Annotated in this window: 7 protein-coding genes; 4 read left to right on the top strand and 3 right to left on the bottom strand. The window is 70.9% G+C overall.

Annotated features, from left to right (window positions below; all coding sequences use genetic code 11):
- Positions 1-227 precede the first annotated feature (227 nt).
- Positions 228-1,682 (top strand): cardiolipin synthase, encoded by a 1,455-nt coding sequence (cls, locus tag K8625_RS07665; protein ID WP_223749887.1) that lies wholly within the window; start codon positions 228-230, stop codon positions 1,680-1,682.
- 16 nt (positions 1,683-1,698) lie between these two features.
- Here cls and K8625_RS07660 read toward each other — a convergent pair whose 3' ends face one another.
- Positions 1,699-3,093 (bottom strand): MBL fold metallo-hydrolase, encoded by a 1,395-nt coding sequence (locus K8625_RS07660; RefSeq protein WP_223749819.1) that lies wholly within the window; start codon positions 3,091-3,093, stop codon positions 1,699-1,701.
- A 456-nt stretch (positions 3,094-3,549) separates the two neighbouring features.
- Positions 3,550-8,325 carry a DNA topoisomerase 3 gene (locus K8625_RS07655; RefSeq protein WP_223782298.1) on the bottom strand — a complete coding sequence of 1,592 codons (4,776 nt, stop codon included), beginning with the start codon at positions 8,323-8,325 and terminating at the stop codon, positions 3,550-3,552.
- 548 nt (positions 8,326-8,873) lie between these two features.
- On the opposite strand from K8625_RS07655, the gene K8625_RS07650 reads away from it, so the two are divergent.
- Positions 8,874-9,071, top strand: coding sequence for a hypothetical protein (locus K8625_RS07650; RefSeq protein WP_223782297.1), 198 nt, complete (start codon positions 8,874-8,876; stop codon positions 9,069-9,071).
- Between the two features lie 291 nt (positions 9,072-9,362).
- Here the strand turns inward: K8625_RS07650 and K8625_RS07645 are convergent, their stop codons facing one another.
- The gene (locus K8625_RS07645; RefSeq protein ID WP_223782296.1) at positions 9,363-10,865 is read right to left on the bottom strand and encodes a hypothetical protein; all 1,503 of its coding nucleotides are present in this window, start codon (positions 10,863-10,865) and stop codon (positions 9,363-9,365) included.
- 170 nt (positions 10,866-11,035) lie between these two features.
- Between K8625_RS07645 and K8625_RS07640 the strand changes: the two genes are divergently transcribed.
- Positions 11,036-11,572, top strand: coding sequence for an SHOCT domain-containing protein (locus tag K8625_RS07640; RefSeq protein ID WP_223782295.1), 537 nt, complete (start codon positions 11,036-11,038; stop codon positions 11,570-11,572).
- A gap of 79 nt (positions 11,573-11,651) precedes the next feature.
- The gene (locus tag K8625_RS07635; RefSeq protein WP_305070872.1) at positions 11,652-12,794 is read left to right on the top strand and encodes a hypothetical protein; all 1,143 of its coding nucleotides are present in this window, start codon (positions 11,652-11,654) and stop codon (positions 12,792-12,794) included.
- Positions 12,795-12,853: the final 59 nt, after the last annotated feature.

Below are 12,853 nucleotides of genomic sequence, written 5' to 3'. Positions count from 1 at the left end.
ACTGTTCGGGAATCAGACGGTTCTGTCTGCGAATCAGTCAGTCGCCCAGGGGCTGTCGGAAACCGGGTCAGGGTTTCCCCGCACACGCTTGGGGGCGCAATCAGCCACGCACCATGCAATCACCGCCGGGGCGCGTCAAGCAGCTGCGGCGCGGCGGACAGCTCGCGGCGCGCCGCGCCGTGGCGTCGTGTATAGCCGAAGGCGTCGTGGGCCCTCTTCCGTTCGACATGGCGTGGTGGTTGTCCTGGCTGGAGGCGGTGTGGCCGCACCTGGCGGCGGGGCTGACGGTGCTGGTGAGCGTGCTGGCCAGCGCGCACGTGGTGCTGCACAAGCGGGACGTCCGCGCGGCGGTGGGCTGGGTGGGGCTGGTGTGGCTGGTGCCGGTGCTGGGCGCGGCGCTGTACCTGGTGCTGGGCATCAACCGGATTCGACGGCGCGCGCGCTCGCTGACGCCCCGGCGCGGGCACGGGATGTTCCCGCCCATCCGCGGCGTGGAGGCGGTGGTGGCCGAGGGCGTGTCCCGGGTGAAGCCGGAGGCCGCGCACCTGGCGCCCCTGGCGCGGCTGGGGGACGCGGTGCTGCACCGGCCGCTGTTGCCGGGCAACCAGGTGACGGTGCTGGAGTCCCGCACGGACGCGTACCCCGCCATGCTGGAGGCGATTGCCCGGGCGAGGACCTCCATCTCGCTGTGCAGCTACATCTTCGACAACGACGTGGCGGGCCGGCACTTCGCGGGGGCGCTGGGTGAGGCGGTGCGGCGTGGGGTGCAGGTGCGGGTGCTGGTGGACGCGGTGGGCGCGCGCTACACGTGGCCGACCATCCTGGGGCGGCTGTCGCGTGAGGGTGTGACGGCCGCGCGCTTCCTGCCCTCGCTGATGCCGTACCGGCTGCCGTTCATGAACCTGCGCAACCACCGCAAGATATTGGTGGTGGACGGACAGGTGGGCTTCACCGGGGGCATGAACATCCGCGAGCACTTCTGGCCGGGGGAGCAGGCCGCGAGGGACTTGCACTTCAAGCTGGAGGGCCCGGTGGTGGCGCAGCTGCAGGAGACCTTCGCCGAGGACTGGGTGTTCACCACGCGCGAGCGGCTGAGCGGGGACGCGTGGTTCCCGGAGCAGCAGTCGGCGGGGGCGGTGCTCGCGCGGGTGGTGCCGGACGGGCCGGACGAGAACTTCGAGACGCTGCGCACGGTGCTGCTCGGGGCGCTGTCCACCGCGCGGGCGTCGGTGCGAATCGTCACACCGTACTTCCTGCCGGACGCGTCGCTCATCACCGCGCTCAACGTGGCGGCGCTGCGCGGGGTGAGGGTGGACGTGGTGCTGCCCAGGAAGGGCAACCTGCCGGTGGTGCAGTGGGCGAGCACCGCGCAGCTCTGGCAGGTGCTGGCGGACGGGTGCCGGGTGTTCCTCACCGAGCCCCCGTTCGACCACACCAAGCTGATGGTGGTGGATGGCGAGTGGGGCCTCATCGGCTCGGCGAACTGGGACCCGCGCTCCTTGCGGCTCAACTTCGAGCTGAACGTGGAGTGCTACGACGCCGGGCTGGCCCGGCGCCTGGATGCGGTGGTGGACGAGCGGCTATCGCGCGCGCGTCCCCTCACCCGGGAGCAGGTGGACGCGCGGCCCCTGCCCATCCGGTTGAGGGATGGGCTGGCGCGGCTGTTGTCCCCGTACCTCTGAAGCGACGCGCGCCGCGCTACAGCAGCACGCGGCGCACCTTCCAGAAGGCCTCCTTGGCGGTGCGGAAGGCCTGCGAGTCCGGCGGCAGGAACGAGCGCAACAGCTCCGCCGACTGCGTCTGGAGCGGCCGCACGCAGTGCGCCTCCACCTGGCCGCGCAGGAAGCCCACCGGGTCCCTGCGGCGGTACTCGGAGAAGTACGTGCGCAGCTCGTTGCGCGTGCGCGCCTTGCCGTTGTCCGCGTACTTGGCCACGTAGGGGCTGAAGTCGGGGTAGAGCCGGCCCTCGCCGAAGTCGCCGTGCAGCGTCGTCTTCATGAAGTTGCCGATGAGCAGGTCATCGAAGACGCGGTAGCGCACCGCGGTCATCAGCGAGTGGCGCGGGGCCTCGAAGGTGATGCCCCGGCGGAAGCGGCGGCGGTGGAACTCGATGACGTGGTCCTGGCCGCCCACGCGGAAGCGCAGGAAGTCCAGCACCGAGCCCAGGTGCTCGATGGCGCCGAAGTACTCGCGCAGCATGCGGGACTCGTCGGCCTCGAGCATCTCGCCCCAGTCGTCCCCGAACTCCGTCGGGTCCACGGGCGTCAGCGCGCGCTCGGTGGGGCGGATGAGCCGCACGTCGTCCTGGGCGAAGTCCACCTGGACGAAGGCGGGCAGGAGCGAGCACGTCGGGGACTCGAAGCCGCGCGAGTAGTCCTCCAGCGTGGTGGTGTACTCGGAGGCCCAGATGCTGTCGGCGCGCTGGTACTTGTGCATGGAGCTGAAGGGCACGAAGTAGCGCGCGCCGTAGAACTCCGCCTGCCGGGCGATGGTGCGCCCCACGGGCGTCTTCGCCGCGGCGTAGGGCGCGATTCGCTGCCCGTCCTCGGTGAAGTAGTTGATCATGTCCGCGTCGCCGTAACCGGACAGGGCCAGCAGGTAGGACTGGTCATACCGGCGCACCAGGCCGCGCACGAAGCGGCCCCAGCCCCGGTCTCCCGCGTCGTTGAGGTTGACGAGCAGCCGTCCGCCCACGTCGACGAGCAGCACCGCGTCCTGGTTCATGTCGGGGATGCACATGACGCGGATGCGCGGCGACAGCTGCGTCCACACGCGGTCCACCAGCACGTGCACGTTGAAGCCCTGCTCGCGCAGGTCATCGCGGATGCGTCCGCCGAAGTGGTTGGGGACCAGGATGGTCAATTCGCGCAGCTTCTCCAGGGACTCGGGGCTCAGGTGGTCCGGGTGTCCGTGGGACAGCCACGCGTACTGGCAGCGCTGGATGGTGTCGCGCTGCTCTTCGGGAATGTCGTGGGACAGGGTCCAGCTGCCGAAGTACGCGGCACCGTGAGTCCACGGGTCGGTCACCAGCACCGGTCCGTTGTCGTGGCAGATGAGTGTGGCGTTTCCGATTGTCTCGAATCCGAGTTCCATCTTCCGCTCCCCCCTCAGGCCCGCGCGGTTGCTCGCCATCGCGGTCACAGGCCGGAAGGTGACGCGCAACGGGGGAGAGACCCACTGCCCCCGCGTGCAGCGAAAAGGACTGCACGCCCGGCAGGCTGCCCGAGGCCCGGTGGAGGGGAAGATGTTTTCCCCGGGCACGGCATCGGGCACGCCCTCCCGCGGAGCCGGAACGGCACGGACACGGCGCGATGGAGCCTCGCGAGGGGTCGCCGCGCGCGAGGGACACACCGTCACGGGTGACAAGTGCACGGCGCGGGCGGGCGGGTCGACCGCCCTCGCGTGAGAGGAGGCAGCCACCCGCGTCCACGTCGACGATGTTCGCGAGTGGAGACACCAGGGCCTCCCGGTTCGAGACATGGCTCGGGAGGGGCGCGGCGCTTGGAGCAGGCACCCAGGCGCGAGCCCCGCTCCGAGCGTGGGCGTCCCTCAGCGCTTGCGAGCCACGAGCGAGAGAATCTGGGAGCCGTAGCGCTCGGTGAGCGCGGGCCCCACACCGTGGACGGCCATCAGCGCGGCGCCGTTCTCCGGCCGGGCGGCGGCGATGGCGCCCAGCACCCGGTCCGTGAGGATGCGGAACGCGGGCACCTTGCGCTTGCGCGCCTCGGCGAGCCGCCACGCCTTCAGCGCATCCACCAGCCCCGCGGGGGCCTCCTCCTGCGTCACCCCACGGCCGCGCGAGGAGCGAGCCCCCCGTGACACGGGCTCCTCGGGGGTGCCTCGCCCCACGGGGATGCGGGACTCGGGAGACAGCGCGGTCCTGGACGCATTCCATGAGGAGCGCTGCTCGAAGTCGTCCGAGGGAGAGGAGGCCCGCCACTGTCGGCCGCCGGCCTCGCTCCGACTGGAGCCCGCGCGCTTCTTCGTCGCGCGTCTGGTCGTCTTCCCGCGCTTCTTCTTGGACGCCTTCTCCAGCGCCAGCGGCAGGAAGACCTGCTGCGGGTCCACCACGCGCGTGCGGCGGCCCTCGTCCGTCAGCGACAGGCGCTGGAAGGAGATGACCTGGCCGTCCTTGTCGAACGAGTCGACCTCCAGCCGCGTCAGCCCCGCGCGCACCAGCCCCCCCACCAGTCGCTCGAAGTCACGCCGGGGCAGCGCATCCCCGAACAGCTCGCGGTGGAGTCGCCCGGTGGCCTGTCCATCCCGCTCCTGGAGGGACTCCAGGATGCGCTCGAGCCAGTGGCGCTCGGACGCCGACGGCTCGGCGAAGCGCAGCGTGGCGCACGACTCGGGCGAGCACACGTCACACAGGCCGCACGCCTCACCGGAGTCCTGGGTGTCACCGAAGTGAGAGACCAGCTGCTTCATCCGGCAGCCATGGGCCTCCGCGTAGCGCCCCATCTGCTCCAGGTGCAGGAGCTTGCGCTCACGCTGGGCGTTGTACGCCGCGGACCAGTTGGGACGTCCGCGCCGCACCGTCTCGTCGGGTGTCATCACCACGCCGCCGTGAATCCAGAGCTGTTCGAGCGCCTTGTCGAACACCTCCGGGTCCGTGCGCACGCGGCCCTGGAGCGACGGCTTCGGCTCGGGCTCCAGCGCCGTGGACTGGAACAGGCGCTCCAGGACGTACGCCTCGGGGTAGTCGCGCTTGTGGAAGAACTCGTGCGTGCGCCGGTCGATGTACGAGTGCAGCAGCACGGCGCGAGACGGCTTCCCGTCACGGCCCGCGCGCCCCAGCTCCTGGTAGTACCCCTCCAGGCTGGCCGGCAGCGCGGCGTGGATGACGGTGCGGACATCCGGCTTGTCGATGCCCATGCCGAAGGCCGTGGTGGCGACGATGACCTCCAGCGAGCCCCCGAGGAACTCCGCCTGGACCTTGTCGCGGTCTCCCGGCGGCAGGCCCGCGTGGTACGCGGCCGAAGGGAAGTCGCCCGCGAGCAACTCCGCGAGCTGCTCGGCGTGCTTGCGCGTGGCCGCGTAGACGATGGCGGGCCGGTTCTCCTCGTCCTGGAGCAGCCCGTGGATGGCGTCTCCGCGAGCGCCGGGGTTCAGCTCGCGCACCTCGATGGCGATGTTGGTGCGGCGGAAGCCGTGGATGAAGGTGCGCGCCTTGCCTCCCGCGCCCAGCAGGCCGAGCTGCTGCACGATGTCCCGCTGCACGTCCGGCGTGGCGGTGGCGGTCAGGGCCACCACGGGCGCGGGACGCAGCAGGGGCAGCCGCGCGCCGAGCAGCCGGTAGTCGGGACGGAAGTCGTGGCCCCACTGCGAGATGCAGTGCGCCTCGTCGATGGCGATGAGCGTGGGAGGGCGCCGCGCGAGGAACTCCACGAAGCCCGGCACGCCGAGTCGCTCCGGCGCGATGAACAGGAAGTCGAGCTTCCCCTCCAGGTAGTCGAAGCACACCTGTCGCGAGGTGGCGCGGTCCCGGCCGGAGTGGATGCGGTCCGCCGCGAAGCCGAGCGACTGGAGCCGCAGCACCTGGTCCTCCATCAACGCGATGAGCGGACTGACGACGATGGTCGTCCCCGCCCGCGCCAGACCCGGGAGCTGATAGCAGAGCGACTTGCCCGCGCCCGTGGGCATGACGAGCAGCAGGTCCTCGCCCGCCGTGGCCGCGCGGCACACGGCCTCCTGGTACGGACGGAAGTCGGAGAAGCCGAAGGCCTCCTTCAGGAGCGGTCGGAGCCGGTCCGGAGGCGTGGGAGCGCGAGGGACACGCTCCGGGCGACCCCCCGTCGACACGGAGACACCGCCCCGTGAGGAGCCCGGCCCACGAGACACGCCCGTGTTGAACGCGCCCTGAGCGCTCGTCCGACGAGGCGCCGACACCACGGCTGCTTCCGAGAACCCTGCACTTTGTGAGGAGCGCGAGCCGGCTGAGGCCTCCGCGCGCCAGGCCCCTCCACCGTCGGCGGCACCACCGGGCGAAGTGCCTCGCGCCGTGCGACGAGCAGGCTCCAGCTCCGAGGAGCCACCGCCGAACGAGGCGGGAGTTCCAAGCGAAGCGTTGCGCGGAGAGCCACGGCCTGCCGTCGCGAAGTCGCCTCCACGTGACACCTCATCCCTCGATGCGCCAGTGAACGAGTCCGTCGAGGTACGTCGTGCGCCACCGGGCGCGTCCGAAGTGCCCCGTGAGAACGAGGTCTCCGCACGATGCTCCGTCCCCATCGCGCCGCCCCACCCTCCAACCCCACCCTCGTGAGCCACCGGCCCACCGCGCCCACCCGGGACACCGGCGCGCACCGGCCCCGAGGGCCCCTGCCCCACCACCTCGATGACGTACTTCTCGATGCCCCGGATGAACTCGTCGAGCTGCCCTTCGCCCCGCTCGATGCGCTGGAGCCACGCTTCCCACTGGCCCGTCATCGCCGGCGTCTTCACGTCCGGGTGCACCACGTGGATGAGGTTCAGCCCCTTCTCCGTCGCCTCCAGCACCTTGCCCTTGCGGACCAGGTACTCGCGGTCCAGCAACACCTCGATGATGGCCGCGCGCGTGGCGGGCGTCCCCAGCCCCGTCTCGCGCATCGCCTCCGCCAGCTCCTTCTCGTCCAGCAGCCGACCCGCCGTCTCCATCGCCGTCAGCAACGTCGCGTCCGTGAAGCGCGGCGGCGGACGCGTGCGCTTCTTCACCGCCTCCACGTCCTCCACCGTCTGCGGCTGCCCCCGCGCCAGCCCCGAGGGCAACGACTGCGAGTCATCCTCCGGCTCCGCCTCCTCGTCCCCCTTGCGCGCGTCCGACTTCGGCTTCGGCGCCTTCTTGCCCCCGCCGATGTCCAGCACCTTCCAGCCGATGCGCTCCACCTGCGTGCCCGTGCTCTGGAAGCGGTCCACCACCGGCACCGCGCTCTTCGGCCCGGGCGACGTCACCGCCGTCACCACCGTGGTGACGCGCCACACATGGTCCTCGTGCCACGCCTGCAACAGGCGCCGGCACACCAGGTCGTAGATGCGCTGCTCGTCCGAGGACAGGCGCAGCCCGTGCGGCGACGTGGGCGTGGGGATGATGGCGTGGTGGTCCGTCACCTTCCCATCATCCACGTAGCGCCGACCCAGCGGACGCACGCCCGTGCCCGGCGCCAGGTCCTCCTCGTAGGGCCCGCGCACCGTGCCCACCACCTCCGGCAGCGTGTCCGCCACCGTCTGCGACAGGTGCCGGCTCGACGTGCGCGGATAGCTCAAGAGCTTGTGCTTCTCGTAGAGCGCCTGCGCCACCTCCAACGTGCGCTGCGCGCTGAAGCCATACAGCCGGTTCGCGTGGCGCTGCAGCTCCGTCAAGTCGTAGAGCAGCGGAGGCGCCATCTTCTTCTCCTCCGCCTCCAGCGATTCGATGGTCGCCTGCCCCCGCTTCACGCGGGCGATGATGGCCTGGGCCTCCACCCCGTCCGCGTCCAGCCGGCGCGCCTCGCGCACGCCCTCCATCCCCGGAGGAATCACCGGCTTGCCATCCGGCCCCGAGCGGAACCACGTCCCGTCGTACCGCGCGCCCGGCGCCACGTCCTTGCTCCGGGGCGCGAAGGTGGCCACCACCTCCAGGTAGTCGCGGGGCACGAAGTTGCGGATGGCCCACTCCCGCTCCACCACCATGGCCAGCGTGGGCGTCTGCACCCGCCCCACGCTCAACATCTCCCCCTGCCCGCCATGCGCCAGCGTGTACAGGCGCGACAGGTTCATCCCCACCAACCAGTCCGCCCGGCTGCGCCCCATCGCCGCCGCCGCGAGCGGCTCGTACTCCCGCCCGTCCTTCAGCTTCTGGAAGCCGTCCCGGATGGCCCGCTCCGTGAGCGACGACACCCACAGCCGCCGCACCGGCTTGCGACACCCCGCCGCCTCGTAGATGTAGCGGAAGATGAGCTCGCCCTCGCGGCCCGCGTCCGTGGCGCACACCACCGCGCCCACCTCCGGCGAGGTCAGCACCCGGCGCACCACGTCGAACTGCGAGCGCGTCTGCTCGGAGACCACCAGGGGCCAGCCCTCCGGCAGCATCGGCAGGAGCGCGCGGCTCCACTTCTTCCAGTCCGGCCTTATCTCGTGCGGCTGCGCCAGGCCCACCAGGTGGCCGATGGCCCACGTCACCACGTAGCCGTTGCCACGCAGGAAGCCGTCACCCCGCTCCTGCGCGCCCAACACCCGCGCGATGTCCCGCGCCACGGCTGGCTTCTCCGCCAACACCGCCAGCAACGACGAGCGCCCCGCGCCCCGCGCCGCCGCGCCCTCCCCACCTCGCCTGTCCTCGCCGGGCACCTGGCCCATCGCTTCCCACCTCATGAAACCTGTCCCCTCCCGCCGCCCAATACCCGGGACATCCGCCCCAGGCACACGTCGCAACCGTCTTCCCTACCGCGTCAGGCTGACATGGCCAGCCCCTCACTGTCCCTACCCACGACGCCCGCTCGCCCCTCCGCCAGTCGAGGCGGACCCTCTCACTCCACCCACCCACCTCCCAGGTCTCCCTCCACTCCGGGTGGAACCCGCCACGTTCGTCCCGCCGCCAGCCCTGCCGACAAGCTGGCGCGTTCGCGCAAGCATTTGGCGCTAGCGCGGAAAACTCGTTCCACGGACTGAGCCAGTATGCCCTGGTCGACACACGCCACGGCGCGTGTGGCCGGGGGGACGGCGGTCATCAGTGGGTGCGAAGGGAGAGGCGAATGTCGCACGTCGCGCATGAGTCGGGCCAGCGGGTTCCGGGGGGAAACAGCGGGCCAGGCGGTGTGAAGCGTACGGACAGGGGACGGGGGGCCGCGGCACACAGGGCCCGGGGTCGCATCCAGGGGGGACACCCCAGCGCTCTCGAAGCACGAGAGGGGGACATCGCGGTGCCGGAGCTGGCTGTCTTCGCGGGGGCGAAGCGCAGGGAGCTCGTGGCGCTGACGAAGTCGAAGGCGCTGGGGGTGTTGAGGCAGGAGATGGAGCACGTGACGCGGGTGGCTTCCATGCGCCCGCAGACGTCCGGTTGGGCCCAGACGCTGGCGCGGATGCGAGCCATCTCGCAGCCGGCGCGGTCCTGGCCCTGAAGCCGGTAGCTGAGACACCGGGTGCTTGGGGCACCCGAGGGTCCGGCCGTCGGCGAGCGCACCGGGGGGAGCGCTCGAGTCGCAGTCGAGGTCTTCGCTGGAGGGGTCCAAGGCCCTCCGGACACTCAGGGCGGGTAGGAGGGTGGCGTCGCGGGGGCGGCGTCATCCGTGGCAGGGGACCCGGAGGAGTGACGCTCGCCAGAGGGGGAGAGCGGACTCCGAGTCAGGGTCATTCATCCGGGGGGTGCTCCGCGTACACCGGAGCATCCCCCGTTGCTTTTCCAGGGTACGTCACTCCAGGCGCAGCGTCGCGGTGCCGGTGAGGGTGCGGTGGAGGGTGAGCCACAGCGCGTCGCCCGCGTCGTCGACGGAGGCGAAGTAGTCCGCGTCCGCGGTGAGCACCCGCTCGTCCAGGAGCACGCGCGAAGGGGGCGTCGTAGCGGTGTAGCCGCGCAGCACCAGCACGGGGTGCTCGAGCGGTTGGGTGCCGGTGTCGAAGCGCAGCTCGGCGCGGTTGTCCGCGGCGCGGGCCTCCCACGTCGCGTAGACGGGGTTGTAGCCGGGCACGTCGAAGGGCACGGAGTCGGTGCGGCCCACGCCGCCGGGCCCTTGCGTCACCACGGTGCCCCGGGTGGCGGTGAGGCGCACGCGCTGCCAGGACTCGACCTCCGAGACGCGGCGGAGCACGGAGTCTTCCGTGTGCGTGCCCAGCACCATGAAGACCGAGTAGCTCTGGTAGGGGTGGCCGGAGAGCATGCCGTCGTCGCCGTAGCGCGCGTACTGGCGCCGGCCGAGCGCGCCGTAGTTGCTGCCCCATGCCATGCGGTGGGAGCGCGTGGTGGAGGGGAGCTGGTACTGGTTGAGCTGGAAGGTCCAGTTCCAGTCGTCCGGCAGCGGGCCGCGCTCGTTGCGCTGGCCCCAGCTCGAGTAGAGCCAGTAGCCGCCCGCGGGCTTCTGCTGCCAGGTCTGCGTCTGCACCACGCCCATCTCCGCGTCCGGGGTGGTGGTCCACATGCGGGTGAAGGGGACGACGTTGGGCTCGCGGTAGTCCCAGCCGCTGGCCATCGTCACCGGCGAGGCGAGCGTGCGGAAGCGGTAGCGGTCTCCCCAGCCCAGCCCGGCGATTTCGGCGTTCGCGTTGCCGTCGAAGAGCAGGTCGCCATAGGGCGAGCGCACGTCCGCCTCCAGCGCGTCGGGCGCGACGCGCGAGACATCGTGGGTGATGGCGTAGAGCGGGTGGTCGCGTCCGGTGGCGAAGAGGTAGTGGACGGTGACGTCGACGATGTGGCCATCGAGCGGCAGTGGCCAGCGGAACTCGTGCAGTGCGTGGTGGCGTCCCTCGAAGAGGGTGCGGCCCGTGCCCGTCACCTTCTCGGTCCAGTTGCCCCAGTCGGCGCCGGCGCGCACGTGGCAGGTCACCATGCCCCAGCCGGGGACCTCGTTGGTGGCGCCGTCGCAGGTACGCGCGGCGCCGTGGGCCTCGTAGACGTAGCGGCGGAGGTAGCCGCCGTGCCAGCCCGCGGGGTCCTGGGCGTCGTTGCGCACGAGGAAGGCCGAGCGGGGCGCGCAGTCGCCGTCGCGCCACGTGTAGCGGTCCGTGTGGAAGCCCTCCAGGTCCACGTCGCGCTCCAGGCTCACCGGGACGCAGGGATGTGCCTGACCGGGGCCCGCGTCCGGAGTCCCCGCGTTGCCCTCCGGACGGACCTCCTTGCCACCACAGGCCACGAGCGACAGGGCGAGCAGCGCGACGGCACCCTGCCGCCGGGGCGAGCACCAGGACAGGCGAGACATCATCGTGAGTCCTCTTCGGTTGTCGGAGCCGCTGCGTCCGGGAATCGGCCCCGCATTCCGCGACATCATGGCATGTCGTGCGGACATGACGGGTTTCGAGTCGGAGGCCGGGCGTTTAGAGTCGCTGGACGCGGCCGCGGTCGGGGCCGTGCCGTCACCGTCGAGAGAGCACGATGAACGCCGAAACGCCCTTGTCCGCAGCCCGGTTCCTGGTTCCCCTGCTCATCCTGATAGGCACCGGCGTCGGCGTTTGGATCACCGTTCACCTCCTCGGGACGTGGCTCAAGCACCGGAAGGTGCGTGAGCAGGGACTGCCGGCCCGGGCCATCCTGCTGCGCAGCGAGCGCACGGCGATGAGCAACCAGAAGCGCGCCCGCTACAACCACCTGCTCGAGGTCACCCTGCCGGACCGCCCGAGCTACGAGGTCTGGGTGCTGGACCGCTACCACGACTGGAACGTGCGGGTGTTCACGCCGGGCCTGGAGCTCAACGTCAAGGTCGCCCCCGATGACCCCCAGCGGGTCGCCGTCGTCGGGCCCGTCGTCGAGCAGGACCTGAGCCAGCTCGCCGCGCTCCTGGCGGGCAAACCTGTCAGCGCTCCGAAGGACCCGGTGAAGTCCCTCGCGGACCTGCAGCGGATGCTGGGCGAGGGGCTCATCACCATGGACGACTTCGAGCGCAAGAAGGCGGAGATCCTCGGGCGACTCTGAGCATCCGGGCCGAACAGGTCCGGACACCCTCGGGTCCATGGGCCTTTGCCCAGGAAGGAGACGCAAGTACCTTCCGGGCATGCCCCGTTGGTTCAACACCGCCGGTCCGTGCAATCCGGACCACCACTACATGCTGCCGGCCATGCGCCGGCTGCCCGAGGTCCGGCGGCTCGTCGAGCAGCAGGGCTACTTCGTCGTCCACGCACCTCGGCAGGTGGGCAAGACGACGGCACTGCTGTCCTTCGCTCGCGAGCTCACGATGGAGGGACGCTACGTGGCGGCCCTCGTCAGCATGGAGGTGGGCGCGGGGTTTCCCGACGACACCGGCGCCGCCGAGGATGCCGCCCTCTCGAGCTGGCGGTCCGCCGCGCGAGCACAGCTGCCCGCCACGCAGCAGCCTCCGGAGTTCCCGGACGCGCCTCCTGGATACCGCATCGCCTCCGCGCTCTCGGCCTGGTCCGAAGCCACGGGCAAGCCGCTCGTCGTCTTCCTGGACGAGGTCGATGCACTGAAGAACGAAGTCCTCGTCTCCGTGCTGCGCCAGCTCCGGGACGGCTATCGCAACCGCCCCCTGCACTTCCCCTCGTCGATGGCGCTCATCGGCTTGAGGGACGTCCGCGACTACAACGTGGCCTCGGGGGACTCGAGCCGGTTGGGAACCTCCAGCCCCTTCAACATCAAGGTGCGCTCGCTGACGGTGCGCGACTTCACGGAGGAGGAGGTCGCAGAGCTCTACGCCCAGCACACCGCCGACACGGGACAAGGCTTCGAGCCCGAGGCCATCTCACTCGCCTTCGAACTCACCCAGGGACAGCCCTGGCTCGTCAACGCGCTGGCCAAGGTGGCCGTGGAGGAGCTGGTCACCGACGTGAGCCAGCCCGTGCGCCGTCAGGACATCGAGCGCGCCAAGGCGACTCTCATCTATCGCCAGGAGACCCACCTGGACAGCCTCGCGGCCCGTCTTCGCGAGCCTCGCATCCAAGCCATCCTCGAGCCGATGCTCTCCGGCGACATTCCGCCTCCGTTGCCTCCGGATGACGTTCGCTTCGCGGTCGACCTGGGCCTCGTCCGGTTCAAACCAGAAGGAGGCCTGGAGGTCGTCAACCCCATCTATCGGGAGATCATCGTCCGGGAGCTGGCCTTCCCGTCACGAGCGGCGCTTCCCTCCATCCACCCATCGTGGCTGCGTGCCGACGGGCGAATGGACCTCGAACAGTTGTGAGAGGCGTTCCTCTCCTTCTGGCGTCAGCACGGCGAGCCGCTGCTCGCCACGGCGCCGTA

This window comes from Myxococcus sp. AS-1-15 (assembly GCF_020037055.1).
Lineage (GTDB): Bacteria > Myxococcota > Myxococcia > Myxococcales > Myxococcaceae > Myxococcus > Myxococcus fulvus.
The sequence above is the reverse complement of the archived record's forward strand: the minus strand, read 5'-3'. Positions and strand labels throughout refer to the sequence as shown.

Excerpts from the sequence above, each read along its gene's own strand:
- cls (WP_223749887.1), top strand. The coding sequence starts at position 228 with ATGGCGTGGTGGTTGTCCTGGCTGGAGGCGGTGTGGCCGCACCTGGCG.
- K8625_RS07635 (WP_305070872.1), top strand. The coding sequence starts at position 11,652 with ATGCCCCGTTGGTTCAACACCGCCGGTCCGTGCAATCCGGACCACCAC.
- K8625_RS07660 (WP_223749819.1), bottom strand. The coding sequence starts at position 3,093 with ATGGAACTCGGATTCGAGACAATCGGAAACGCCACACTCATCTGCCAC.
- K8625_RS07655 (WP_223782298.1), bottom strand. The coding sequence starts at position 8,325 with ATGAGGTGGGAAGCGATGGGCCAGGTGCCCGGCGAGGACAGGCGAGGT.
- K8625_RS07640 (WP_223782295.1), top strand. The coding sequence starts at position 11,036 with ATGAACGCCGAAACGCCCTTGTCCGCAGCCCGGTTCCTGGTTCCCCTG.
- K8625_RS07645 (WP_223782296.1), bottom strand. The coding sequence starts at position 10,865 with ATGATGTCTCGCCTGTCCTGGTGCTCGCCCCGGCGGCAGGGTGCCGTC.